Below are 25,621 nucleotides of genomic sequence, written 5' to 3'. Positions count from 1 at the left end.
CCCGGAGCTGGGAGGGCACGGTCGGGACGGACGGGTCAGACGCGGGCGAGCTCGCGCTCACCCTCGCCGCCGCCGTCCCCGGGCCCCTGCTCGGAGCCGGAATCGCCGGTCAGCTGCTTCTGGAGCTTCTCGCCCTCCACGTCCACGTTGGGCAGCGCCCGGTCCAGCCAGCGCGGCAGCCACCAGGCCCGCTTGCCGAGCAGGGCCAGGACGGCGGGCACGATCGCCATCCGCACCACGAAGGCGTCGAAGAAGACGGCGATGGCGAGCGAGAAGCCGATCATCTTGATCATCTGCTCGCTGGAGCCGATGAAGCCGGAGAAGACCGCCATCATGATCACCGCCGCGGCCGCGACCACCCGTGCGCCGTGCTTGAAGCCGGTCACGATGGCCTGGCCCGGGCTCTCGCCGTGGACGTACGCCTCGCGCATCCGCGTGACGAGGAAGACCTCGTAGTCCATCGCGAGACCGAAGACCACGCCGACCATGAAGATCGGCATCATGCTCATGATCGGACCGGCCTGCTCGACACCGAAGAGCGAGCCGAGCCAGCCCCACTGGAAGACCGCGACGACCGCACCGAGGGCCGCGACCACCGAGAGCAGGAAGCCCAGGGCCGCCTTCAGCGGGACGAGGATCGACCGGAAGACCAGCATCAGCAGCAGGAACGCGAGGCCGACGACGAGCGCCAGGTAGGGCAGCAGCGCGTCGTTCATCTTCTGCGAGAAGTCGATGTTCATCGCGGTGGCGCCGGTGACCAGGACCTCCGCGCCGGTGTCGGACGTGACGTCCTGACCCGCGTCACGGATGTCGTGGACGACCTCCTCCGTGGCGTGGGAGGACGGCCGGTCCTTGGGGATGACCGTGATCGTCGCGGTGTCGCCGGCCTTGTTGAAGGCGGGCGGAATGACGGCGCTGACGCCGATCGACTCGATCTCCTCGGCGACCCGCGAGGCGGCGGCCTTGCCGTCCGAGCTGTTCTTCGTGTCGACGACGACCAGCAGCGGACCGTTGAACCCGGGACCGAAGCCGTCCGAGAGCATGTCGTACGCCTGACGCTGCGTGGTCGACTTCGGCTGGGCGCCGTCGTCGGGCAGACCCATCTCCAGCGAGGCCGCCGGTACGGCGATGATGCCGAGGCCGAGGACGCCGACGAGCATGACCCAGACCGGCTTGCGCAGCACGAACCGCGCCCAGCGGGTGCCCATGTTCGGCTTGGCCTCGGTGCTCTTCTCCGCCTCGGCGGCCTTGCGCGCCTTGCGGCCCATGACCCGCTTGCCCGCGAAGCCGAGGGCGGCCGGGACCAGCGTGAGCGCGATGAGTACGGCGATGGCCACCGTGCCGGCGGCGGCGAAGCCCATCTTCGTCAGCATCGGGATGTTGACGACGGCCAGGCCCGCCAGGGCGATGACCACGGTCAGTCCGGCGAAGACGACCGCGGATCCGGCCGTTCCCACGGCCCGTCCGGCGGCTTCCTCGCGCTCCCGGCCCTCGGCCAGTTCGGCGCGGTAGCGGGAGACGATGAAGAGGGCGTAGTCGATGCCGACGGCGAGCCCGATCATCATGGCGAGGATCGAGGTGGTGGAGCCCAGGTCCAGCACATTGGCCAGCGCGGTGATCGTGGAGACCCCGATACCGACCCCGACCAGCGCGGTCACCAGCGGAAGTCCGGCGGCTACCAGCGAGCCGAAGGTGATGACCAGGACGATGGCGGCGATGACGACACCGATGATTTCGGCGGTCCCGGTGTGCGGCACGACCTGGAGGGCGTCACCGCCGATCTCCACCTTCATGCCGCTCTGCTGCGCGTCCTTGCCCGCGTCCTCCAGTGAGTCACGGGTCGCGTCGGTCAGCTCCATGGAGTTGACCTTGTAGGAGACCGAGATGTACGCCGTCGAACCGTTCTGGCTCACGGCCTGCGTCTCGAACGGATCGGCGACCGAGGCGATCTGCTTCGAGCCGGACCGCAGCTCCTCGACGATGCCGGTGATCTCGCTCTTGTTGGCGGAATCGGTCACCTTCTCGTCCCCGGGCGCCTCGAAGACGACACGGGCGGTGGCACCGTCGGCACTGGTGCCGGGGTTGCGCTGATCCAGCAGGTCGAAGGCGCGCTGCGCCTCCGTACCAGGAATGGAGAAGGAACTGGAGGTGGCGGCGGGCGCGGTGGCCGCACCGATCCCGGCGACCGCCAGCAACGCCACCCAGATCAGGGCGACGAAGCGGCGGCGGCGGAAGGTGAGCCGTCCGAGCTTGTAGAGGAAAGTGGCCACGGGGGCGTACTCCCGGTCAGGTCGTTTGAGTGGAATTGGGCGTGAGGAACCAGCCCGACGACGAGAGCGGCGTGTCAGGTGGAGCGTCGGGGAGAGGGCCGTACGGGTGGGACGGGGAGGTCAGACACCGAGGGCGGGGAGAACCACGGAATCCACGTAGTCGATGAGGAACTCCTGGTCGACAGGACGGTCCTCGATCAGCTGCCGGGCGGCCAGCGCGCCGACCAGCATGTGCGGGATGTACTTCAGCGCCGGATTGTCCGGTCGCAGTTCACCCCGGTCCATCGCCCGTTGCAGCATCTGGTCGAAGCCGGTCATCTCCGGCTCGATCAGCAGCTCGCGCAGGGCCTGGAGCAGCTCGGGGTACTCATGGACGGCATGGCTCAGGCCCCGCATCAGCGCGGCGTCCTTCTCCATCTGGCAGTCGTCGGTCCGGCTCAGCGCGGCATGGAAGTCCCCGCGCAGCGAACCGGTGTCGATGTCCGCGAGGTTCCCCGGCTTGTTGTGCCGCAGCGCCTTCGCGACCAGCTCGGGCTTTGAGCCCCACTGGCGGTAGAGGGTGGCCTTGCTCGACCGGGTACGGGCGGCGACGGCGTCCATGGTCAGGGCGTCGTAACCGACCTCGCGGAGCAGGTCGAGGACGGCCTCGTACAGCTCGCCCTCACGCTCGGGGGTCAGCCTGGTGCGTGCCATGTGCCGACCTCCTTCGCTTCACTGTCCGGTGTCCCGCTCAACAGTCCCGGTCACCCGCTCAGCAACCCGCTCATCATCGAACGAAACTGTTTCGTACACCTGAACCGTACCCGCACGGCCCAGCGAAACGAAATCGTTTCGCTTGTGTTCTGCACCACAAGTTGCCCCGGGACCCGCGCACCGAAAACATTGGGGGGTGAGTGACGACGTCGCGTATCTCCGTTTCCCGCACCTTCACCAGGACTTGCTGTGCTTCGCGGCCGAGGACGACCTCTGGGTCGCCCCCCTCGCCGCCGCCGGGCACCGCCCCGGACGGGCCTGGCGGGTGACCGTCGACCGGACCCGGGTCAGCCATCCACGCTTCTCGCCCGACGGCTCCTCCATCGCCTACACGACCTGGCGCACCCTGGACCCCGAGATCCACCTCGCCCCGGTGGACGGCGGCCCGGCCCGCCGGCTCACCCACTGGGGCTCGACCGACGCCCGGGTCTGCGGCTGGAGCCCCGATCCCGGCGAGGCGTGCCAGATCCTCGCCGTCTCCTCGCACAACCAGCCGTTCTCGTACTTCTCCTGGGCCTACAGCGTCCCCACCGACGGCGGCCCCGGCGGCAAGCTCCCCTGGGGCCCGGTCTCCGACATCGCGGTCGCCGACATCGACGGCGAGCGCCGCACCCTGCTGCTCACCGGCACGCCCCCGCACGAACCGGCAGCCTGGAAGCGCTACCGGGGCGGGGCCATGGGCCGCCTGTGGCTGCACGGCGAACGCCTGCTCCCGGACATCGACGGCCACCTCGCCAACCCGATGTTCGTCGGCCGCCGCATCGCGTTCCTCTCCGACCACGAGGGCGTCGGCAACCTCTACTCCTGCCTGATGGACGGCACCGGCCTGCGCCGGCACACCGACCACGACGCCTTCTACGCCCGCAACGCCTCCAGCGACGGCCACCGGGTGATCTACCAGTGCGCCGGCGAGCTGTGGCTGGTCGAGGACCTGGACGCGCCCGACGCCACCCCGCGCAAGCTGGAGGTGCGCCTCGGCGGCCCGCGCACCGGCCGGCGCGTCCACCAGGTGCCCGCCGCCAGCAACGTCGACTCGCTCTCCGTCGACGAGACGGGCCGGGCCAGCGCCGTCACCGTACGCGGCAGCCTCTACTGGCTCACCCACCGCGACGGCCCCGCCCGCACCATCGCCGACACCCCCGGCGTCCGGGTGCGGCTGCCGGAGATGCTCGGCAGCGGCGGTCAGGTCGCGTACGTCACCGACGCGGACGGCCCCGACGCCGTCGAGATCGCCTACCTGCCGCGCGCCAGCGGCGACCGCCCGGCGCGCAGGCTGGCCTCCGGGCTGCTGGGCCGGGTCCAGGAGATGATCTCCGACCCGGAGGGGGAACGCCTCGCCATCGCGTCGAACGACGGCCGCCTGCTGCTCCTGGACACGGGGGAGCCGGAGCCTCTGGAAACCGTGGAGAAGGAGCAGGAGAAGGCCCCCAGCGGCTCGACCCGCGCCGACCTCCACGCCGCCACCGGTGCGGCGACCCCGGACAGTGCCGCGCCGGTCGACGAGCACCCCGGTCTCACCGAGCTGATCCGCTCGGTCAACGGACCCGTGCGCGACCTCGCCTTCTCCCCCGACGGCGACTGGCTGACCTGGTCGCACCCGGGCATCGGCCGCTCGCTGCGGCAGATCAAGCTGGCCCGGATCTCCGGCCCCGGCGCCCCGGTGATCGTCGACGTCACCAACGGCCGCTTCGAGGACGAGAACCCGGTCTTCACGGACGACGGCCGCTACCTCGCCTTCCTCTCCTGGCGCGGCTTCGACCCGGTGTACGACGTCCACACCGGCGACCTGTCCTTCCCGCTCGGCTGCCGCCCGTACCTGGTCCCGCTCTCCTCGGCGACCCCGTCGCCCTTCGCCCTCTCGCCCGACGGCCGTCCGGCGGCGGGCGGCCTGGACCCGGTGGACGTGCCGGACGGCGGCACGCCGGAGGGCTCCACGGTCATGGTCGAGTTCGAGGGGCTGGAGAGCCGGGTGACGCCGTTCCCCGTCTCCGCCTCCAAGTACTCGGCGCTGGCCCCGGTGAGCGGCGGCGGGCTGGTCTGGCTGCGCTGGCCGATCTCGGGGGCGCTGGGCGAGACGTTCGCGAACCCGGCCGACATGTCGGGGCGGCCGACCCTGGAGCACTTCACCATCGCGAAGGCCCGCAGGACCGAACTGGTCGACCACCTCGACTGGTTCGCGGTCAGCGGTGACGCGTCCCGCCTGGTCGTGATGGACGACGGCGAACTCCGCGCCGTACCGGCCACCGAGGCGGGCGACACCGACTCCACGGTCTACCTGGACCTGCGCCGCATCCTGCACGAGGTCGACCCGGGGGCGGAGTGGCGGCAGGCGTACGGCGAGGCGGGGCGGATCATCCGCTCCTACTTCTGGGAGCCGGACATGTGCGGCATCGACTGGGACGGAGTGCTGGACCAGTACCGCCCCCTGGTCGAACGGGTCGCGTCACCCGACGAGTTCGCGGATCTGCTGCGCGAGGTGCTGGGCGAGCTGGGCACGTCGCACGCGTACGTCACCCCCGCCCGCCGCAACGAGGGCCCGCCGCACTACCAGCGCGCGATCGGCCTCCTCGGCGCCAACCTGGTCTGCCGTGACGGCGCCTGGACCATCCAGCGCATCCTGCCCGGCGACTCCTCGGACTCCAAGGCCCGTTCGCCGCTGGCGGGCACGGGGATCCGGGAGGGCGCGGTCCTCACCCACGTCGACGGCCGCCCGGTGGACCCGGTCGCCGGCCCGTACCCCCTGCTGACCGCGGCGGGGGGCACGACGGTGGAGCTGACCTTCTCCCCGGCGGGCGGCGGCCCGTCCCGCCGGGTGGCGATCATGCCCCTGGTCGACGAACGCCCGCTGCGCTACCAGGACTGGGTGGCCAAACGCCGTGGCGTCGTACGGGAGTTGAGCGGCGGCAAGTGCGGTTACCTCCACATCCCGGACATGGGCGGCTCGGGCTGGGCGCAGTTCAACCGCGACCTGCGTCTGGAAGTCTCCCGCCCCGCCCTGATCGTGGACGTACGGGGCAACGCGGGCGGCCACATCAGCGAGCTGGTCGTGGAGAACCTCACCCGCAAGATCCTCGGCTGGGACCTGACCCGCAACGCCCAGGCGGTGAGCTACGCCTCCAACGCGCCGCGCGGCCCGGTCGTCGCCCTGGCCGACGAGGCGACCTCCTCCGACGGCGACATGATCACCGCCGCGTTCCGGCTGCTGAAGCTGGGCCCGGTGGTGGGCCAGCGCACCTGGGGCGGCGTGGTCGGGATGACCGGCCGGCACCGGCTCGGAGACGGCACGGTGATCACGGTCCCGATGAACGCGGCCTGGTTCGACACGTACGGCTGGTCGGTGGAGAACCACGGCGTGGAACCGGACGTGGAGGCCCTGCGCACCCCGCTGGACTGGGCGGAGGGCCGGTACGCCGTCCTCGACGACGCGGTCCGCCTGGCCCTGGAACTGCTGGCCGCGCACCCGGCGGCGACCCCGCCCTCGTACGAAACGGCCCCGAACCTGCGGCGGCCACCACTGCCGCCGCGGCATACAAGCCCGTCCGGCGATTGAGGACATCTTTTCCAGCCGCACCCGGGCGCGCCTTCGGGGCTCCGCCCCGAACCCCGCTCCTCAAGGCCCACAATTCAGCCCACCCGGCGATTGAGGGCATCCTTTCCAGCCCGTCCGGCGATTGAGGACATCTTTCGAGCCCGCACCCGGGGAGCGGCGCCCCACGCCAAGAAGGAGGCGCACCCGGTCACCCGGATGCGCCTCCTGGAGCGACGCGTACGCACGCGCGAGCCGCAGCACGCACGCGTCACACCTCAACGACCGTCAACGGTCAAAACGCTCGCGCGCCTGGTCCTTCGCGTCCTGGGCACGGTCCTTCATGCCCGAGGAGGAGTCCGACTCCTGGTCACGGCCCTGGGAGGCCCGGTCCTTGGCCTCGTCCTTGCCCTGACCCGCCTTCTGCTTGGCCTGGTCGGCGAGCTCCTGCGCCTTGTCCTTGAACTGGTCCGAAATACCCATGCTGTTCACTCCTGTGGGATGCGTGGGGTACGTGGGGGACGGCCCCCTGCGGGGCCTCGCTCAGCGTTGCACGGCCCGACATCCCTCGCATTTCGTACCGCTACGTACGGTCAGCACGCTCCGCCCGCGCGTCCTGGTCCGCCGCCCCCCCGGCCCCCACCAGCCCTTTCGACACGGTGTGGAGCCGCGGCTCGAACCGCCGCATCTCGCGCTGCCCGCCGATCGCGATGACGGACGGAAGGTAACCGCGGACCGACTGCATTCCACGCAGCCACCACTGGGCGTAGACATGCGGAGAGCGCCGCGCGATCCCGTCCACGATCCGGTCGACGGCCGGGCCGAGCGGGTACGTCCGGTTCATCGGCCACGGCAGCCGCTGGCGCAGCTCGCGCATCACGTCGTCCTGGTCCGCCCCGCGCACCATGTCGGTGTCGGTCCAGGAGAGGTAGCCGACGCCGACCTTGACGCCCTTGTAGCCGACCTCGGCGCGCAGGCTGTGCGCGAAGGCCTCGACGCCCGACTTGGATGCGCAGTACGCGGTCATCATCGGGGCCGGGGTGATCGCGGCCAGCGACGCTATCTGGAGGAAGTAGCCGCGGCTCTCCATCAGTACCGGGAGGAAGGCCCGCCCGGTGACCGCGCCGCCGATGAGGTTCACCTCGATGACCCGCCGCCAGGCGTCCGGGTCCGAGTCGGCGAACGGGCCGCCCGAGGCCACGCCCGCGTTGGCGACGACGACGTCGACCTTGCCGAAGCGCTCCTTCACCTCGCGCGCCACCTGGGCCATCGCCTCGTGGTCGGTGACATCGGCGAACCAGTGGTCGCTCTCGCCGTGCAGCCGCTCGGAGACCTTCTTCAGCTCGTCCCGCTCCAGGCCGACGAGCGCCAGCGTCGCCCCGCGTGCCGACAGCTTGCGGGCCAGCAGTTCACCCACCCCCCGGGCCGCGCCGGTGACGACGACGACCTGGCCCTCGAGACCGCGCTTGCCGCTCATGCGACATCCTCCTTCTCCGCCGTGGCGGCTCTCCGCTCGGCGGCCGCCCCCGTGGCGACGTACCGGGTGACCAGCTCCCTGATCTTCGCCGTGACGGCCTCCGGGGCCTCCATCGGCGTCATGTGCCCCATCCCTGCCAGCTCGGTCAGCCCGAGCCCGACCGGCAGCGCGGCCGCGATGGCCCGCGCGAGGGCCGGCGGCGTCAGCCGGTCGTCCGTTCCGGCGATCACCGCGGTCGGCACTCGCAGCTCGCGCACGCCCGCCGCGAGGTCCAGCTCGGCGAGCACATGGCCCCACTGCACTCTCGTGCGGCGTGGGCAGGCGTGCACGATGCGGGCGCAGGCGTCGACCCGGTCCGGAGCCGAACCGGGGCCCATCGTCGCGTACTTGAGGACCTTCCTGGAGACCGGGTTGACCGGCCCGAGCGGTGCTTTCGCGCCCAGTACGGCGGTGGTGAGCCGGGTCCGCAGCGCACCCGCGCGCAGCGGCAGGACGCGGGCCTCGGCGGCCAGCCGCGTACTGCCGGTGGAACAGAGCAGCACGGCGGCGGCGTGCTCGCGCAGTCCGGGGCGCGCGGCGGCGGCCATCACCGTCATCCCGCCCATGGAGTGCCCGGCGAGCACCGCCCTGCGGCCCGGGGCGAGCGTCGCGGCGAGGACCGCTTCGAGGTCGTCGGCCAGCGCGTTCGTGCTGTAGCCGCCGGGCCCCGGGGCGGGGGTGAGCCCGTGGCCGCGCTGGTCGTAGGCGATGACCCGGTGGTCGGCGGCCAGGTCGCGTATCTGGGCGTCCCAGAAGCGGGTGTTGCAGGTCCAGCCGTGAGCCAGGACGACCGCCGGGGCGTCCTCGGGGCCGTGCAGTTCGACGTGGATCCGGGAGCCGTCGGCGGAGCGTGCGGTCACGTCGGCCGCCGGCACCGGCGGTACGGTGTCGCGGTGCAGGAGGCGGCTCATCGCGCGGCCTCCTCGGCGACGGCACCAGCGCCGGAGCCGGCGCCGGAAGCCGTGTCGGAGCCGGCGCCGGAAGCCGTGTCGGAGCCGGCGCCGGAAGCCGTGCCGGAACCGACGGTCACGGTCTCGCGATCGGTGCGGCCCGGCTGCTCCGGTACGCGTCCGCTCCCGGCCGCCCGCCCCGTCCCGCCCACCGCACCGGCCCGGACGACGTCGTACTCCGCGAGGTCCACCGAACGCGTCTGCCGCCGGAACTCACCCGTGGTGCCGGGCCAGACGGTGGTGTTGCGGCCCGCCTCGTCCAGGTACCAGCTGGTGCAGCCACCGGTGTTCCACACCGTGCGCTTCATCCGCTGCTGGACCCGGTCGTTCCACGCGGTGACGGCGGCGGAGCGGGCATCGAGCGCGGCTCGTCCGCCCAGCACGTTCAACTGCCGCAGGTAATCGGCCATGTAGTTCAGCTGGGACTCGATCATCAGGATCATGGAGGAGTTTCCGAGCCCGGTGTTGGGGCCGATGATCGTCATCCAGTTGGGGAACCCGGCGGCGGTCGCGCCGCGCAGCGAGTTCATGCCGTCCTTCCAGGACTCGGCGAGCGTGATGCCCTCCTCGCCGACGACCCGCTCCGCGATCGGCATGTCCGTCACATGGAAGCCGGTGCCGAAGATGATCGCGTCGACCTCCGCCTCGCTCCCGTCGGCGGCGACCACCGTGGAGCCGCGTATCTCGCTGAGCCCGGAGGCGACGACGTCCACATTGGGCTGGGCGAGGGCCGGATAGTAGGTGCTGGAGAGCAGGATCCGCTTGCAGCCGATGCGGTAGTCGGGGGTCAGCTTGGCGCGCAGCGCCGGGTCCTTGATCGCCCGCGCCATGTTGGACTTGGCTATCTTCTCCACCAGCCCGAGCTGATCCGGGTGCTTGGTGAAGGCACTGACCTGCAACTCCCTGATGCCCCAGAGCAGTCCGCGGCGCGCCGTGCCGGTGGCGGGGACGGCCCGGTGCAGCGCCCGCTCGGCCTTGCTGATCGTGCGGTCCACGCGCGGCATGACCCAGGGCGGGGTCCGCTGGAAGAGCGTGAGCTTCGCGGTCCTCGGCTGTATCGCCGGGACGATCTGGATCGCGGACGCGCCCGTTCCGACCATCGCGACGCGCTTGCCGGCCAGGTCGTAGTCGTGGTCCCAGCGCGCGGAGTGGAAGACCTTGCCGGGGAAGGAGTCGAGCCCGGTTATGTCCGGCGTCTTGGGGTCGGAGAGCGGCCCGGTGGCGGAGACGACGACATCCGCGTGGAGCACGGCCCCGCCGGCTGACTCGATCACCCAGTAGAGATTCGCCTTGTCCCAGGTCATCAGCTTCACCTCGTGGTTCAGCCTGATGTGCGGGCGGAGCCCGAAGGTGTCCGCGACGCGCTCCAGGTAGGCCCGGATGTGCTTCTGCCCGGAGAAGGTGCGCGGCCAGTCGGGGTTGGGGGCGAACGAGAACGAATAGAGGTGGGACGGTACGTCGCAGGCGCAGCCGGGATAGCTGTTGTCGCGCCAGGTGCCGCCCACCGAGTCGGCCCGCTCCAGGACGACGAAATCGGTGATGCCTTCGCGGCGCAGCCGTACGGCGGCCCCCAGGCCCCCGAATCCGGTTCCGATCACCGCCACACGTACGTGCTCCTGCTGGGCCATGCTGCCGCCTCCCGCGGTACGTCACACGACTCTGCCAGCAATCACTGGCATTGTTCGGAGAGTAGAGCAGGACCGTACCGATCGGTAGGGGGCGGACCGAGGAAAGTTACCGGCGGTACAACATAGGGTGCCCCTGTGGCCGAAGGACGCGAGCACCGCGAATACCGCATGGAGGAGTTGGCCCGGGAGGCCGGCATCACCGTGCGGACCCTGCGCTTCTACCGGGAGCGCGGGCTGATTCCACCGCCTCGCCGCGAGGGCCGCATCGCCTGGTACGACGACCACCACCTGGCCCGGCTGCGGACCATCACGGGCCTGCTGGAGCGCGGCCACACCCTCAACGGCATCGCCGACCTGGCGGCCACCTTCGAGAGCGGCCGCGATGTCGCCGAGGTGCTGGGCCTGGGCGAACCGACCGAGGAGACCCCGGTCCGCCTCACCCCGGAGCAGCTCGCGGACTACTTCGAGGGCGAGGTCACGCCCGAGAACCTCGCCACCGCACTGGATTTGGGCTATCTCGCCACGGACGGGGACGAGATCGTACACATCAGCCGCCGCCTGCTGGAGGTGTCGGCCGAGCTCGTACGGGAAGGGGTGCCGCTGTCCACGGTGCTCTCCTCGGGCCGCCGCGTCCGCGAGCACGCGGACGCGCTCGCCGAGATCTTCGTACGGGTACTGCATGCCCACACCAAGGAGACCGAACCGGCCCAACTCCGGCCACTGGCCCGCGCGGTGGTGGACGCCGAGCTGTCCATGGCCCTCGACCGGAGGCTGCGCCGCGAGGACGGGACACAGCCCCCGAAGTCCGACTGACGCACCCCTTCCCCGGGGTGCCGACGGGGCTCTCCGGGGTGCCCACCGGGCTCTCCGGCGCGCCTACCGAGTTCTCCGGGGTGTCGGCGGGGCTCTCGGGGTGCCCACCGGAGACCCCCGGGCACCGACCGGGCGCCTACCGCTCGTAGACGACCGTCACCGGCGCGTGGTCGCTCCAGCGCTCGCCGTGCGTGGCCGCCCGCTCCACCCAGGCCTTCACCGCACGCCCGGCCAGCCCCGGGGTCGCCATCTGGTAGTCGATGCGCCAGCCGCTGTCGTTGTCGAAGGCCCGCCCCCGGTACGACCACCAGCTGTACGGCCCCTCGACCTCCGGGTGCAGCGCCCGCACGACGTCCACGTACGCGGCCTCCTCCAGGACCCGGGTCAGCCAGGCGCGCTCCTCGGGGAGGAAGCCGGAGCTCTTGCGGTTGGCCTTCCAGTTCTTGAGGTCCGCCTCCTGGTGGGCGATGTTCCAGTCGCCGCAGACCACGACCTCGCGGCCGGCCGCTGCGGCCCGCGTCTTCAGCCCTTGGAGGTAGGGCAGGAAGGCGGCCATGAAGCGCTCCTTCTCGTCCTGACGCTCGGTGCCGACCTCGCCGGAGGGCAGGTACAGGCTCGCGACGGTGACACCCGGGAGGTCGATCTCCACGTACCGGCCGCTCGCGTCGAACTCCTCCGCCCCGGGGACCCCGAAGCCGCCGAAGCCGATCTGGACCCGCTCGGGGGCCTGCCGCGAGTAGAGCGAGACGCCGGCGCGGCCCTTGGCGGCGGCGGGCGCGTGGACGGCGTGCCACCCTTCGGGGGTGCCCACCCCTTCGGGCAGCTGGGCGAGCTCGGCCCGCACTTCCTGGAGGCAGAGCACATCGGCGTCGGTCCCCGCCAGCCACTCGACGAAGCCCTTCTTGGCGGCGGCGCGGAGCCCATTAACATTCACGGAGGTCACTGTGAGCAAAACATGCTCCCCATCTTCACGAGCGTTCGTAGCTCACTGACTGAGGTCACTGTGAGCATCCCGAAACAGTACCCACTCCACCCCTACGCATAGATGTACGATATTTAGCATGATTATTCAGACTCGCCCTTTCGACCACCCCGATGCCGTCAAACTCAACGACCAGGTGCAGCTCGAATACGACGAGCGCTACGGCGATGGGGGCGATCTCACACCGCTCGACCCCTCGATGTTCCTTCCACCACGCGGCCTGTACCTGCTCGCCTACGACGAGCTGGACCGCCCGGTGGCGACCGGCGGCTGGCGGACCCAGGACCGCAACGACGAGGGCTACTGGGACGGCGACGCCGAGATCAAGCGGATGTTCGTGATACCCGAGGGGCGCGGCAGGGGCCTGGCCCGGCGGATGCTGGCCGCCCTGGAGGAGGACGCGCGCGCCGCCGGCCGGGTCCGGATGGTCCTGGAGACCGGCGACCAGCAGCCCGAGGCCATCGCGCTGTACGCGTCGAGCGGCTACACGGTCTGCGAGAAGTTCGGCCACTACCGGGGGTACGAGAGCAGCATCTGCATGGCCAAGCCGCTCCAGCGGCCCGGAGCCTGACCCGGCTCCCCGTCCGGCGGGAAGCCGGCCTGCCCGGCGGGGCGGTAGCTCAGCCGCCCCCGCCGAGCACCAGGACCACATGCTCGTCCTCCCCGTGCCGCACTGTGCCGGTCGCGGTGAACCCGCACTTCTCCAGCAGGCGTATCGAGCCGGTGTTCCCGGCGGCGGGGTCCGCGTACAACGGGCGGGCCGTCTCCCGCTCCAGGAACGCGTCCAACGCCCGGGTGCCGATGCCCCGGCCCCAGTACGCGCGGCCGAACCAATAACCGACGTAGCGCCGCTCGCCGTCCCACCAGGCCACGATGTTCCCGGCCGTCTCGCCGTCCACGTCGACCGTCTGCACGAGGTTGGCGGGGTCCCCCAGCACCTTCGACGTCCAGTGCGCCATGAACGCCTCCCGCTCGCGCGGCGGGAAGCGCGATCTCCGGACCGCCTCCGGGTCGTGCTCGTACGCGAGGAAAAACTCCAGGTCCGCTGGTTCGACATCCCTGAGAAGCACGTTGTTCTCCATGCCGACCGAGTCTGGCACCCGCCACTGACAATCGGCCGGGCCGCTCAGCGCGGGGTGGCCAGCACCTGGGTCCAGTAGGGGCCGCGCGGGGAGTCGGCGATGCCCACGCCCACGTGGACGAAATCGCAGTTGAAGATGTCGCCGTTGCGGCCCGGGCTGTTGCGCCACTCCTCGACGACCGCCGCCGGATCGCTCATGCCGGTCGCGATGGTCTCCCCGACAGCCGACCAGTCGTAGCCCGTGGCATCGACCCGGTCGCCCGCGCCCCGGCCCGAGGAATCCGTGTGGTCGAAGTAGTTGTGCGCGGCCATGTCCTCGGAGTGCCGCTGCGCCACCCCGGTCAGCCGGGGGTCGGTCTCCAGCTCCGGGCAGCCGTTCGCGGCGCGCAGGGTGTTGACCCGGGTGACCACGCCCGCTTCCGGGCGCGGGCGCGGCTCGGCGGGCTCGGGTGGGGCGGAGGGCGACGGGGCGACGGTGGGCGGCCGGGAGGCGGCCGTACGGCTCGGCGTCGGCGAGGGCGAGGTCGAGGCCGTGGAGGGAGCCGGAAGCGGCTCGGCGGGGGCGGCCGCGGGCGGCGGGGGCGAGGGGCTGTACGTGACGCCCCCGCCCCGTGACGCGGGCGGGGCGGGGGCGGAGGGCCAGATCAGGACGGCGAGGGCGGTCACGGCGGCCGCGCCGGCTATGAGCCCCGCCGCCTTCCCCGCCGAGAACGCGCCGGAGGCGGAAGGTGCGGAGGCTGGCGGTGCGTACGCGGCTGCGGGGGCGGACGCGGCGGCCGGGGCCGCCGATGAGGCGAAGGCCACCGCCGCCTGCTGCCCGCTGTCGTAGAGCGGCACCACCAGGGCGAGCCCGGAGAGCAGACCCTCCGGCGGAACCAGCCCCGCACTGCCGTCGGAGCAGGAGGCGCAGCCGCGTACATGGCGGGCGATCCGCTTGCGCCACAGCGGCGTCGGCGTACCGTCCCAGTCGCCCAGCAGGTCCTCCAGGGCCGGGCAGCGGGGGTCGGACGCCAGGGCCCGGACGACCGCGCGGCCGATGTCGAGCTGGTTCTTCACCCGCTGGACGCGTACGGCGGCGTGCTGCGGGGAAAGTCCGAGCGCCTCGGCGAGTTCGGACCGGGTGAGGTCGCCGGTCGTCTCCAGCCACCACAGGGACAGCACGTCGCGCTCGGAGTCGTCCAGCCAACGGGTGGCCTCGGCCGTCTCGCGCCGCTGGCCGGAGAGTTCCAGGCGCAGGATCGTCAGGTCGACGAAGTCGGCGGCGGGGTCGGCGGGCTCATCGGTCGCCTCCAGCGGGGCCGGGCGGTGGCCGAGGCCGGACCAGCGGGTGCGGACCTGGTTCATGGCGATGGCGACGAGCCAGGAGCGGAAGCGGGCCGGATCACGCAGCGAGGGCAGTCCGGACAGCGCCCGGAGCATGGTCTCCTGCACCACGTCGTCCACGTCCGGATGGCCGTTGAGGGCGCGCCCGACGACGTTGTAGACCAGCGGGAGGTACTGGGCTGCCAGCCGTTCCCCGGCGGCCCGGTCGCCCTCCCTCGCCGCGATGACCAGAGCGGTGCTGTCCACGCCGTTCACGCCCTTCGTTCGGTTCGCCACCCGGATGTGGGACAGGTCACCCCTGAGGGTTTTGTTATCCGTCCCCCGCCCGGTGGTCAACCAGTATGCGGGGGCCCGTAGGCCGTCCCGCCGTGAGAGTGCCGGGAACGGGAGGAACATGTCGAGCGATACGGACACCGACGTCACGCTGCCGGAGGCCACGGGCATCGGAGCGAGCGACTCCACCGGTCCGGACCCCACCGCAGCGCAGGCCACCGAAGCACACGCCGCCGCGACACAGGCCACCGAGGCACAGGTCATCGAAGCACAGGCCCCCGCAGCGCAAGCCCCCGAGGCGCACGCCACCGCGGCGCGGACGGGCGAGGCCATCACCACCTCGGCCCTGCACGCGGCGGCGACCGGCGCCGACACCTTCCCCGGGGCGCTGCGGGAAGCTCTGAACCGCCGCGGGCTGTCCCTGGAGCGGGTGAGCGAACGGCTCAGGATGCGCGGCATCACCATCAGCCAGGCCACCCTCAGCAGCTGGCAGCGCGGCCGCAGCCAGCCCGAACGCGCCCGGTCCCTGCGCGCGGTGGAGGTGCTGGAGGAGATCCTGGAACTGCCCGCCGGAGCCCTGCGCTCGCTGCTCGGACCGCGCCGCCCGCGCGGCCGGATCACCCCGCCCGGCGCGGAGGGGGCGGCGCTCCAGATCCTCGGCGAGGACTCGGTGGTGGAGAAGGCGCTCGGCGCGCGCTTCCGCCACTTCAACCAGGAGACCAGCTCCCTGATGGTCCACGACATCGTGAGGATGGGAGAGAGCGGCACACTGAGCGCGATCTCCACCACGAACGTGCTGCGGGCCAGCCGGGCGGGGGCCGACCGGGCGATCTTCGTGCTCAGCTTCGACGACGAGGCGGCCGAGCCGGTCGACATCAGGGTCAGCTGCGGCCGCCTCGCCGAGGCCACCTATCTGAAGGGGCTCAAATCCCTGGTGCTGGAGATCCATTTCGGCCGGGAGCTGGCCAAACTGGACACCACGGTGGTGAGTTACGCGGTCGAGGTGAGCCCGTCCGAAACGCCTGCCACCCACTACGAACGCTGGTCGCGGACGAACCTCCACGAATACCTCCAGCAGGTCTTCTTCCACCCCGGCGCCCTGCCGTCGGACTGCCACCGCTACGTCCGCGAAAAGGTCGGCGCCCCGCCCCGCGCCCGGCGGCGCATCCCGCTGAGCGAATCGCACGACGTCCATGTCCTCACCTCCCGGTGCAAGCCCGGCGTCCACGGGGTGGCGTGGGACTACGGGACGGGAACAAGGGGAACGGGAGACCGCCCAGGATGAGTGGACGGCCTCCCGCGTCTGGGGGGGTGGCCTTGGCCGGTCGGATCTGTGGTGCTGCTACGTAGTGCTGCTACTTGGTGTTGAGGGTCAGCCCGTAGTACGCGAGGGCGTCGTCGAGCGGCTGGAAGTAGGAGGAGCCGGGCGAGTTGACCTGACCGTTGCAGCGCTGGTTGCTGGGACCGCCGGACGTCATGCCCTGGGCCTGGTCACCGGAGATGTACGCGCCTCCGCTGTCCCCTCCCTGGGTGCAGACGCTGGAGCTCGCCAGGCCGGTCACGACGGTGTCCGGACCGCCGTTCCGGTCGGTGTAGGTGACGCTGACGTTGTACGAGCCGACCCGGCCGCAGGTCCACTGGGTGGTCTGACCGGACTTGCAGAGCGCCGCGCCCGACGGGGCGCGCTTGCTGCCCTTGACCGGGACGGTGCCGGCCCGGCCGTACGTGGTGACGTCGAGGCCGATCGAGTGGCCGGCGTCGACGGCCGCGATGCCCATGTCCACACTGCGGGTGCCCAGCGCGAACCGGGTGTGGGTGCCCTTGGCGAACCGGGTGCCGTTGTAGGCCAGGGCCGGCAGGTCCTCGATGCAGTGCCCGGCGGTCACGAGCACCTGCCTGCCACTGCGGTCCTTGGCACCGTAACCGACGGAGCACAGGTAGCCGTTGAAGGTCATCCGGCTGCCGGGCGGAACGACGGCCTGGGTCTCCAGCTTCTCCTGGCCCTTCACGACGCGTACGGCGTCGCCGTTGCTCTTCGCCGCCTTGAGGAAGCTGCGGGTCGCGGCGTCGGAGTCGCCGTTGACCTCGACGGTCACGGTGTCCGAAGCGAGGTCGACGGACCACGCGGACACTCCGGCCGGGGCGCTCTTGAGCGCCTTGGCGTCGAGCTGTGCCTTGATCCGGTCGAGCTCGCTCTCGCCGCGCTCGGGGACGCGGGCCGTGAGCCCCGCGGCCCGGACGTCCTTCGCCGCTTCGGCGTCGGCGGCGTTGACGATCAGCGAACCGTCCTTGGCGAAGAAGGCCCCGAGCGTGTGGACCCGGTCCTTCCGCAGCTCCGCGAACCGGTCCTGCTGGTCGGCCTCGCGGTCCAGCCGCCGCACGGCGGCCTTCTCGCTGACACCCAGGGTGGTGGCGAGTGCCTTCACCATCTCCGGCTGGTACGCCGGAGCCGAGGGCGCCGAGGGCTCCGTCGGCGCCCCGGCGTAGGCCCCTGTGGCGACTCCGGCCGACAGAAGGGCGCCGATCGAGGCGGCCACGATGTATCTGCGCGCGTTCTTCTTCCTGCTGTGCTTCACGCGATTCCTTCCGCTACGCAGGCGAGCGTCCAGACAATGGGGGGGGTGGCCACACCGTGCCTGGGGAAGCACGGTGTGTTCCATGGACACTGCCCGGCGGCGATGACATGTTCCTGTCGCCGCGCCCCGAACTCTGGCCCAGCCGGAACTGCCGCGACAAGAAGCGGAGATGGGGCTCTTTTCTACAGAACTGGCCGAGAACTGTAGAGAGAGATCGACGGAAAGCCCAGGTGCAGACCTTTGCGCCGAAAAATGTGGCCGTACCCGAGCCCCGCCCGAACACCATGGACCAGCAGTAGAGTTGCTTTACGAATGAGGGGGACTCCACCGTGAACACTGGCCGACAAGCCGTACTGATGTGGACGGGGCTGGTGGTCGCCGTGCTCGCCGGAGTGCTGTCCTTCCTCAGCTGGGACCGGGCCGACCAGGTGGCCGGAGTGGTCTCCGCCGTGGTGGGCGTGGCCGCCCTGGGAGTCGGCGTGTACGGAGCGCTCGGCCCGCCCCGGGGCCCCGACGTGCGGGTCTCGGCGACCGGAAGGGTGACGTCCCGAGGCGGCGGCGACGCCAACACCGGCTTCGCCGCTCCGGCCTCCACCACCCCGCCCGGTTCGGTGTCCGTCAGCGACACCGGCGACGCGGAGGGCGACGGGGGCAGCGCGAACACCGGCTTCCGGCAGGGGTAGCGGCGCGGTGGCCGACGCCAGGATCGGAGTGAAGGGGACGGGCGACGCCTCAGCGGAGGGCGGCGTGGTGTTCGTGAACACCGGCGCGGTCACAGGCGATGTGAACCTGCATGCCCCCCGCACCGCCGTGTCGGGTTATCTGCTCCAGGTCGAAAGGATGGCCGCAGCCGACTTCCGGGGACGTGAAGCCGAGCTTTCGGAACTGGCGTCTTTCGGTACGGAGGCGCGTTCCCCAGGTGTGTCCGAAAAGAACTACTGGCGTTGGCTGGCCCCGCCTGGGCCGGAAAGTCCGCTCTGCTCGCGGAGTTCGTCCTGAATCCGCCGCCCGGAATCGACGTCGTCGCGTTCTTCATCACCTCCCGCATGGCGGGCCAGAACGACGCCGCCGCCTTCTGCGAGGTCGTCCAGCGACAGCTGTACGCCCTCTTACGGGAGGAGGAGCCGCTGAGCACTCCGCACACGCGCGACGAACAGATGCGGCTCGCCCTGAACCGTGCGGCCGAGCGCTCCGCGGCGGAGGGCCGGCGCCTCGTGCTCGTGGTGGACGGTCTGGACGAGGACCACGGCGTCACCGCCGGGCCGGACTGCCACAGCATCGCCGCGCTCCTGCCTCGGACGCCTCAACACGGCATGCGGATCGTCGTGGCCGGACGGCCGCACCCGCCCGTTCCGGACGACGTACCCGGCGACCATCCGCTGTGGACCACGGAGATCAACCACTGGCTGGAGCCCTCCCCCCACGCCCAGGCCACTCGCCGGGACGCCGAGCAGGACCTGCTGCGGCTCCTCGACGGCGGCGGGCTGGGGCGTGAGCTGGTCAGCCTGACGGTGGCGGCGGGCGGCGGCCTCAGCGCGAACGACATCGCGGAACTGACCGGAAGCCGGCCCCGTCGGGTGGAGCGCGAACTGTCCGCCGCCAGCGGCCGCAGCTTCCGCCGCCGCTCCGCGCACTGGACGCCCCGCGGGCCGGAGGTCTATCTGCTGGCCCACGAGGAGATCCAGCGCAGCGCGGCGGACCTGGTCACGGACGCGGAACTGGCGGACTGCCGCGCGCGTCTGCACCGGTGGGCAGAGACGTACCGGAGCGCGGGCTGGCCTCCCACGACGCCCGCGTACCTGCTGCGCGGCTACGCACAGCTCCTGCGCGAACCGGGGGACACCGGGCGGCTGGTGGAGCTGGTGTGCGACGCCGCACGGCAGGAGCGGCTGTGGCAGGTCACCGGGGCGGACCTCGAAGCGCTCAGCGAACTGTCGACCTCGCTGGACCAGTTGCTGGCCCACAGCAGGCAGAGTGGCGACCCGGACGTCCCGGCTGCGCTGCGCCTGGCCGCCGCCCGTGATGGGCTACACCGACGGACCGGGGCCCTGCCCGCCGAACTCATCGGCCTGTGGGCCCGGCTGGGGCACGCTGAGCGGGCCGTCAGCATGGCGGAGTCGCAGCGGGGGTGGTCCCTCCGGTCGCTCTCCCTCACGGCGGTCGCGACGTCCCTTGCGGCGACCGGCCATCTGGAACGGGCGACCGCGCTGGCGGACGACGCGGAGACTGCTGAGCACCGGGACAACTTCCTCTGGGCGATCACCAAAGGGCTGGTGGAAGCCGATCGGTACACCGAGGCGGTGCGGACGGCCTCCCGCGTGAATGACGCGGGAACAAGAGCCGATGCACTCGTCGCGACCCTCAAGGCGGTGGCTGAGGCACGGACGCGGTCGAAACCGGTGAATCCGGATGTCATCACCTCCCTCTCGGACACAGCCATGCGGGCCACCACGATGGAGCCCGGCACCGTCGTACCAGTCGCGCTGTTCGCAGATCTCGCCTGTGCGTTCTCGCTGCTCGGCGACGGCCGAAGGGCCCGGGAAGCGACCGGCCTCGCCTTCGCCGCCGGTTCGGACGACGGGGCCTGGCGGCGGGCCTGGCACCTCAGCCGCATCGCCGTACGGCTGGCCGGGGCACCGGGTCTCCGGGAGCGCGCCACCGAGGCCGCGCTCGAATCGGCGGCCACAGTCGCCTTGGTGGACGACTCCCGGGAACGTGACGACTTGATCCCCAGGGTCGCCGCCGGCCTCGCGGCGGTCGGCCGTCACGGACACGCGGCGGCCATGATCGACCGGTTCTGCTCCCTCCCGAGCGCCCGCTCCAGCGGGCTGCTGTCCATCGCGACCGTGATCGCAGAATGCGGTGATGTGGACAAGGCACTGGAGTGGACCGACCGCATCACCGATCCGCTCGACCGGTGCAAGGCCTTCGCCGCGGTCGGAAGGTGCTTGGCGAAGTCGGCGGATTCCGTACGGGCCGGGGAAACGGCCCAGCGGATTCTTGATGTCCTCGACGAGCTGCCCGACGGGAACACGCAGGTGACTCTTCTCGTCAGCATGGCGGACTTCCTGAGCCGGGTGGGCCGGGACGAACCCGCCGGGGCCGCGGCTGTGGCGGCAACAGACATCGCCCGGGGCGGCTTCGCCCCGGGCGGCAACGTGGCCACACAGGTGGCGGTCGCGGTCGCACTGGCGGCGACAGGGGCCCGGGACAAGGCCCAGCACCTCATCGACCGAGCCGCGGAGACGGCCGAAGCGGAGCGGAGACACCTCCGCCTCGTGTACCTGCTGAAGGTGGCCAGAGGCCTTCACGCCATGCAATGCCACGACCGGAAGGACGGACTGCTCTCCGCTCTGCTCGACGAGAGCCGACAGGAGTCGCACAGCCCGGAGCACACCGACTCCCTGCGGTACCTCGCCGAGGCATTCGGTGAGGCGGGCAGCCCGGGCCGGGCAGGAGAGCTGGCACGACAGCTTCTGGACCGAGCCATGAACGTGATCAGCCCGTCCCTACGGCGTTGGATCCTGTATCACGCCGCAGATGCTTTCCTCGCGGCAGAGGACTTCGGCTCGGCCTTGACACTCACTGGAGCGCTACCGGAGGGTGAGGAGCCCACCTTCCTGTCCAACGTCGTCCGGAAGCTGGTGGAGACCGGCGATCGGGACCGGGCCACGCAGCTCGCCCGCGAGATCTCGGATGTCTACGGAGATCAAAGGAGTCTGGAATACGTCGCGGCAGGCACAGCGGCCGCCGGCGACCTCGCGCACGCCGTCGCCCTGCTCGGCGAGATCTCCCCGCCCGTCCTGCGCGAGAAGGGCACGGTCGCCGTCGTCCGGGCCGCGGCCCGCTCCGGCGCGGCGGAGGAAGCCCAGGGCCTCGCCGAGGCCCTCACCGTTCCGGACCACCGGAGCAAGGCCCTCGGCGCCATCGCCCACTCCCACGGCCCGACCCCCACGGGCCGCCGCCTTCTCGTCGAAGCGCTGGCGCTGGGCCCCTGGGACCAGTTGGTCGAGGCGATCGCCGGGGTGGCGCCGGAGCATGTGCTCCTGCTGGCGGACTTGTCCCCGGCCGAGCGGTAGGCCTCGGCCGACTCCGGACACGACCTGGGCGCGCCCCGGGGCGGGGGCCGTGCCGTCAGTCACCAGCGGGACCGGCCCCGTAGTCCGCCTTGAATCCGCCCAGACCGTCGGCGAGGCAGGCCAGCCAGCCACTCGATGAGTACGGCCGGGGAGGATCGACCTCCATCCCCAGCTCGGCCGTCGCGAGGGCGTAGTCGGACTCTTCGAGGCCGAGGGCGAGAAGCTCGCGTACCTCTCCCGCGAGGCGGGCAACCAGCTGCGGGGCCGTGGCGGCGGTGTAGTCGCGCACGGCCGCGTCGTGGTCCGGAAACTCGTCCGGCATGTCCTGCGAGAACCAACCGCCGAGGAACTGGCCGAGCTCGGGAAAGCGGGCATGCCACTCCCAGTGCGTGCGGGGGCTCGCCGGGGGCGGGACCTCACCTTCCTCGAGCGACCGCTTCAGATGGTCCGCGACAACGAACAACCAGTCCTGGATCGCCGACCCGGCCAGGCCGACATCCGGCACGGGGTAGAACTCACCGAGGCTCAGGCGCAGGCGGCCCGGTGGATTGCGGGCGTACGTGCGGATCTGGCGTTCGGCCGTGGCCAAGGCCTCGGGGCGGGTGTGCCAGGTGTGGCGGAGGTAGGCCTGGAGAGCTTCGCTCGGCCTGTCCGGCTCGTCGTCGGCCGACATGCCGGTGTACGCCCTGAGCACCAGGTCCAATTCGCCATAGCGACGGTCGAATTCGGGCGGCTTCATGGACACGGCGTTGGACCTCTACAGATAGATCGGGACGGAGGTGAACACGACGAAGCCGTGCGGGCTGGCCGGCTCACGCTTGAGGACGACCCGTGCCGCGCGCACCTCGACAGGCTCCCGCCCGGCGAGCATCATCGCCTGGAGCAGGACGCGGCCGACAGGAACCTCACGAGAGGGCCAGGCGGCCTCGATGGCGAGACGGGCGCGGGTGCCCTGCGCGAGCCAGCGGTGAATCTTCTGCTCGTTGCCGGTCACCACCTGCTGGGTGGCCCATTGGGCGGTTTCCCGGTCGGGATAGGTGGCCGAGCGAGTCCTTACGGTCATGCGAAGACTTCCTGTGGGCTGTGCGTCATTCAGGAACCGGAATGCTCGGTCCGCATATGGTCGTCGATTCTCCGGATGATCTCTCGTAGCGCGTCGTGCGAAACCCAGGGAATCCAACGCGTCACATTGACGGACAGCGCATCGGACCGCGGAAAGATCACGAGTACCGATTGGGCATCGGCTACCAGCCGGGAGAACGTCTCGCTGCAGAAGGGATGCTCCGCTTCGACGAAAGCCGCGATCGAATCGGACAGCGAGGGGTACTCGCCGTCATAGATCCAGTTGGCGCCGAAACCGCGAAGCTCCGGAAAGCGCGCTGTCGCCTCCCAGTCCGCCAGGGGCAGATCGGCGAATCCGGCATCCGGCTGCTGGTCGGCCGCCCTCATCAGACCGGCCAGCCCATGCAGATAATCGTCTCCCGGAACGCCGTTTCGAGCCTCATCCAACCGTTCGGTAAACGTACGGGGGAAGAACGCCGGGCCCTCCGACCGCAACAGGTCGGCCGTGTGGTCGAGCAGGGCGGCGACGGACGCGACGGGAAACAGCCAGCGCGACGTGTCGGCAGCGCACATGGTGCGAACGAAGCGCCTGAGCTCGTCGTTCAGGTCGAGGGCGCCCTGCGACTGCTGGGCACGCAGTGCTGTCTCGACCACACGTCTGACCGGCCCGTCGTTGAAGAGGGTACCGGTGTGCGAGATCACGTCGCGATCATCTCCATGAAAGTTCCGGGGGTCTCAGGGGGACACGGGGTATGACGTGATCACCACGAAAGGGGGGTCCATGCCCTTCTGGTACTTCAGGGCGACCTGCGCGGAGCGCACCTCGCTCGCGGTCGCCCCCATTCCGTGCGCATCATAGTCGGCGCGCTCGACGGTGCGCCCGGTGGCGTCCGGGAAGGTGAGGGTCAGCGGCGGGGATATTTTGGAGTTGTTCGGGTCCCACGCGGGGTTGTTCCTTTCCCGCTGCTGCACCCGCTCGATCCACTTCTCGATCCGGTCTGCGTTGTCGATGTCGTCGAGCGCCGCCTGGGTGTACCGCTGCGCGGATGGGAGATCCTTGTACGCCGAAGCGGACGGGGCGTTGTTCTGATCGCGCAGTCGCTGGGTCAGCTGGTCGTCGGTGAGCCCGATGTGCTTGTCCACACCATGGCTGTTCCCGATGCCTTCCTGACTCGCGAGATCGAGCGGAAAGAAATGATCCTTCGGATCCTCGCCCGGAACCATGTATTGGTGCTCGTTCTTGAAGTCGTTCAGTGCCCTCGCACCGAACGACTCGGCCCGCGCCTCCTCCGCGTGGAACGAGGGCGCGCTCCGGTGCGCCTCGTCCAGTGGAGCCATCAGTGCGTCCAGCCTCGGCACCAGTGCGTTGACGCGGGAGTTGTATTCGGTGACGATCGCGTTCAGTCTCGCGGTGTCGATGTTGAGGACGATGCCCGCACCGATCTGGGCGGCGCCCTTGACGGCCCCCTTCGCCAGGCCCTTGACGAGCCCCTTGACGTCGTCCATGCCGACGCCGTCCTTGAGGTCCACCTCGACCTTGGGTACGGCGTCCTTGACTGCGTCCCAGTAAACGTCCCAGACCTCGCCGTTGACGTACACGGCCGCCTCGGCGAACTGGTACAGCAGATCGCTGACCTTCTGGGCGGTGTCGAACAACACCGTCATCACCGGATGCGTAGCGGTGGGCGAGGAGGCCGAGTCGTGCTTCCACTGGTAGCCCGCAGTGCCCGTGCCCCACGCCGTCGTGCCCCACAGCGAGCTGCAGAACTGGCGCATGGCATCGTGCCATTCGCTGTTGCTCTGTTGCGTGATGCTGCTGACATTGCCCGTCAGTGCGCTCTCGGTCATGGAGAGCGTCATGGTCATCGCCATCCATGCCTTGGAGAGCGAGTTGAGATAGTGCTGCTGTGGGTACGGGTAGACCTCGGCGACCTTGCCCATCCGGAAGGCGTGCTTCACGACGGGCCGCAGTACGTCACGGATCGGCCCCGGCACCCATTCGAGCAGCGAACGGATCCAGCCGTCGCCGCCGTCGTCGTCCCCCCACTTCAGGTTCGGCACGGAGCCGTAGCCGGGCTCGTTCTCGATGACCTGCGGGAGGGGTTGGGTGACCGCCTTCGTCCGGCCCGTGGGGTCGTTGGCCGCTTCGGCCTTGGCGTAGTTGTTGGCCGTGGAGGTGAAGCCGACCGCAGCACCTCCGACGCTGACGACACTCCTCGCCCACACCTCGAGAAAACGGTTGCCCACCTTCACGTAGGAGGCCGCGAATGCCTGGGGGGCTGTGCCGTAGCCGCCGGCGTCCGGATACTGCCTCAGCTTGTCCAGGAGGTCCTTGGCGCCTCTGTCCATGGGCGTCTGCTGCATCGCCACACCGCTCGAGACCCGGAACAGGTCCGCCGGTTTGACGTCGATGGTGCCGTTCTGCCCGGGCCCCTGCGCGCCCGACTGCGAGCCGGAGCCAGGTCCCGCCATCAGCCGACGCCCCAGCCCCGCAGCACCGCCCGGTGTGCCGCTGCGTAGTTCACGTGCCCCTTGGTGACGACCTCGTGCAGCCACTTCTGTGCCGCCCGCAGATCCCGAGCGGAGTGGTCCCACTTGTCGAGTTCGTCGACAAATGCCTCGCGGGCCTCGCCCTCCCAGGTGAGAACAACCTTCTCCGCCCGGCCGTACAAGAGGTCCAGTTGCTCGTTGAGGTTCTTCAGGATGTCCTCAAGCTCGCCGGACAGACTCCGCAGCGTCGCGAAGTCGACCGTTATGTGATCGTCGTCCGCCATCCTTCTCCCCCATGC

At 70.8% G+C, this 25,621-nt stretch carries 21 protein-coding genes; 6 read left to right on the top strand and 15 right to left on the bottom strand.

Features of this window, described 5'->3' with window-relative positions; all coding sequences use genetic code 11:
* Positions 1–35 precede the first annotated feature (35 nt).
* Complete coding sequence (locus N7925_RS21415; RefSeq protein WP_274344825.1) at positions 36–2,270, bottom strand: MMPL family transporter; 2,235 nt, start codon at positions 2,268–2,270, stop codon at positions 36–38.
* 120 nt (positions 2,271–2,390) lie between these two features.
* On the bottom strand, positions 2,391–2,963 hold the full coding sequence (locus tag N7925_RS21410) for a TetR/AcrR family transcriptional regulator (protein ID WP_265601105.1): 573 nt from the start codon (positions 2,961–2,963) through the stop codon (positions 2,391–2,393).
* Between the two features lie 196 nt (positions 2,964–3,159).
* Here N7925_RS21410 and N7925_RS21405 point away from each other — a divergent pair, with 196 nt between their 5' ends.
* Positions 3,160–6,573, top strand: a complete 3,414-nt coding sequence (locus N7925_RS21405; protein ID WP_274344824.1) for a S41 family peptidase — start codon at positions 3,160–3,162, stop codon at positions 6,571–6,573.
* A 264-nt stretch (positions 6,574–6,837) separates the two neighbouring features.
* Here N7925_RS21405 and N7925_RS21400 read toward each other — a convergent pair whose 3' ends face one another.
* From N7925_RS21400 to N7925_RS21385, 4 genes are all read right to left on the bottom strand, one after another.
* The gene (locus tag N7925_RS21400; protein ID WP_265601103.1) at positions 6,838–7,032 is read right to left on the bottom strand and encodes a hypothetical protein; all 195 of its coding nucleotides are present in this window, start codon (positions 7,030–7,032) and stop codon (positions 6,838–6,840) included.
* A 100-nt stretch (positions 7,033–7,132) separates the two neighbouring features.
* A complete protein-coding gene (locus tag N7925_RS21395; protein WP_265601102.1) occupies positions 7,133–8,026 on the bottom strand; it encodes an SDR family oxidoreductase in 894 nt (297 codons plus the stop codon).
* Complete coding sequence (locus N7925_RS21390; protein WP_265601101.1) at positions 8,023–8,976, bottom strand: alpha/beta fold hydrolase; 954 nt, start codon at positions 8,974–8,976, stop codon at positions 8,023–8,025. The genes N7925_RS21395 and N7925_RS21390 overlap by 4 nt, the downstream gene beginning before the upstream one ends.
* Complete coding sequence (locus tag N7925_RS21385; protein WP_274344823.1) at positions 8,973–10,643, bottom strand: flavin-containing monooxygenase; 1,671 nt, start codon at positions 10,641–10,643, stop codon at positions 8,973–8,975. Before N7925_RS21385 ends, N7925_RS21390 begins: the two co-directional genes overlap by 4 nt.
* Positions 10,644–10,811: 168 nt before the next feature.
* Between N7925_RS21385 and N7925_RS21380 the strand changes: the two genes are divergently transcribed.
* Positions 10,812–11,456, top strand: a complete 645-nt coding sequence (locus N7925_RS21380) for a MerR family transcriptional regulator (protein WP_265603959.1) — start codon at positions 10,812–10,814, stop codon at positions 11,454–11,456.
* Between the two features lie 136 nt (positions 11,457–11,592).
* On the opposite strand, the gene N7925_RS21375 is transcribed toward N7925_RS21380, so the two are convergent.
* Positions 11,593–12,408 carry an exodeoxyribonuclease III gene (locus N7925_RS21375; protein ID WP_274344822.1) on the bottom strand — a complete coding sequence of 272 codons (816 nt, stop codon included), beginning with the start codon at positions 12,406–12,408 and terminating at the stop codon, positions 11,593–11,595.
* 109 nt (positions 12,409–12,517) lie between these two features.
* On the opposite strand from N7925_RS21375, the gene N7925_RS21370 reads away from it, so the two are divergent.
* A complete protein-coding gene (locus N7925_RS21370; RefSeq protein WP_274344821.1) occupies positions 12,518–13,009 on the top strand; it encodes a GNAT family N-acetyltransferase in 492 nt (163 codons plus the stop codon).
* Positions 13,010–13,058: 49 nt separating this feature from the next.
* Here N7925_RS21370 and N7925_RS21365 read toward each other — a convergent pair whose 3' ends face one another.
* A complete protein-coding gene (locus N7925_RS21365; RefSeq protein WP_274344820.1) occupies positions 13,059–13,520 on the bottom strand; it encodes a GNAT family N-acetyltransferase in 462 nt (153 codons plus the stop codon).
* A 44-nt stretch (positions 13,521–13,564) separates the two neighbouring features.
* Positions 13,565–15,097, bottom strand: a complete 1,533-nt coding sequence (locus N7925_RS21360; protein ID WP_274346521.1) for a sigma-70 family RNA polymerase sigma factor — start codon at positions 15,095–15,097, stop codon at positions 13,565–13,567.
* Between the two features lie 139 nt (positions 15,098–15,236).
* On the opposite strand from N7925_RS21360, the gene N7925_RS21355 reads away from it, so the two are divergent.
* Positions 15,237–16,400, top strand: a complete 1,164-nt coding sequence (locus N7925_RS21355) for a helix-turn-helix domain-containing protein (RefSeq protein WP_274344819.1) — start codon at positions 15,237–15,239, stop codon at positions 16,398–16,400.
* A 70-nt stretch (positions 16,401–16,470) separates the two neighbouring features.
* On the opposite strand, the gene N7925_RS21350 is transcribed toward N7925_RS21355, so the two are convergent.
* Entirely contained in the window at positions 16,471–17,691 is a 1,221-nt protein-coding gene (locus tag N7925_RS21350; protein ID WP_274344818.1) for a S1 family peptidase, read from the bottom strand.
* A gap of 329 nt (positions 17,692–18,020) precedes the next feature.
* Between N7925_RS21350 and N7925_RS21345 the strand changes: the two genes are divergently transcribed.
* On the top strand, positions 18,021–18,374 hold the full coding sequence (locus N7925_RS21345) for a hypothetical protein (protein WP_274344817.1): 354 nt from the start codon (positions 18,021–18,023) through the stop codon (positions 18,372–18,374).
* 261 nt (positions 18,375–18,635) lie between these two features.
* Positions 18,636–21,770 carry a hypothetical protein gene (locus N7925_RS21340; RefSeq protein WP_274344816.1) on the top strand — a complete coding sequence of 1,045 codons (3,135 nt, stop codon included), beginning with the start codon at positions 18,636–18,638 and terminating at the stop codon, positions 21,768–21,770.
* Between the two features lie 55 nt (positions 21,771–21,825).
* On the opposite strand, the gene N7925_RS21335 is transcribed toward N7925_RS21340, so the two are convergent.
* Genes N7925_RS21335 through N7925_RS21315 form a run of 5 tightly spaced genes read right to left on the bottom strand, consistent with a single transcriptional unit; the run spans position 21,826 to position 25,606 of the window.
* Positions 21,826–22,515 (bottom strand): contact-dependent growth inhibition system immunity protein, encoded by a 690-nt coding sequence (locus N7925_RS21335; protein ID WP_265601091.1) that lies wholly within the window; start codon positions 22,513–22,515, stop codon positions 21,826–21,828.
* A 12-nt stretch (positions 22,516–22,527) separates the two neighbouring features.
* Positions 22,528–22,833 carry an RNase A-like domain-containing protein gene (locus tag N7925_RS21330; protein ID WP_265601090.1) on the bottom strand — a complete coding sequence of 102 codons (306 nt, stop codon included), beginning with the start codon at positions 22,831–22,833 and terminating at the stop codon, positions 22,528–22,530.
* 29 nt (positions 22,834–22,862) lie between these two features.
* Positions 22,863–23,534: a hypothetical protein gene (locus N7925_RS21325; protein ID WP_274344815.1), complete on the bottom strand. Its 672-nt coding sequence runs from the start codon at positions 23,532–23,534 to the stop codon at positions 22,863–22,865.
* A gap of 33 nt (positions 23,535–23,567) precedes the next feature.
* Positions 23,568–25,304, bottom strand: coding sequence for an RNase A-like domain-containing protein (locus N7925_RS21320; protein ID WP_274344814.1), 1,737 nt, complete (start codon positions 25,302–25,304; stop codon positions 23,568–23,570).
* Entirely contained in the window at positions 25,304–25,606 is a 303-nt protein-coding gene (locus N7925_RS21315) for a WXG100 family type VII secretion target (RefSeq protein ID WP_265601087.1), read from the bottom strand. The genes N7925_RS21320 and N7925_RS21315 overlap by 1 nt, the downstream gene beginning before the upstream one ends.
* Positions 25,607–25,621 lie beyond the last annotated feature (15 nt).

This window comes from Streptomyces sp. CA-278952, from assembly GCF_028747205.1.
Lineage (GTDB): Bacteria > Actinomycetota > Actinomycetes > Streptomycetales > Streptomycetaceae > Streptomyces.
The sequence above is the reverse complement of the archived record's forward strand: the minus strand, read 5'-3'. Positions and strand labels throughout refer to the sequence as shown.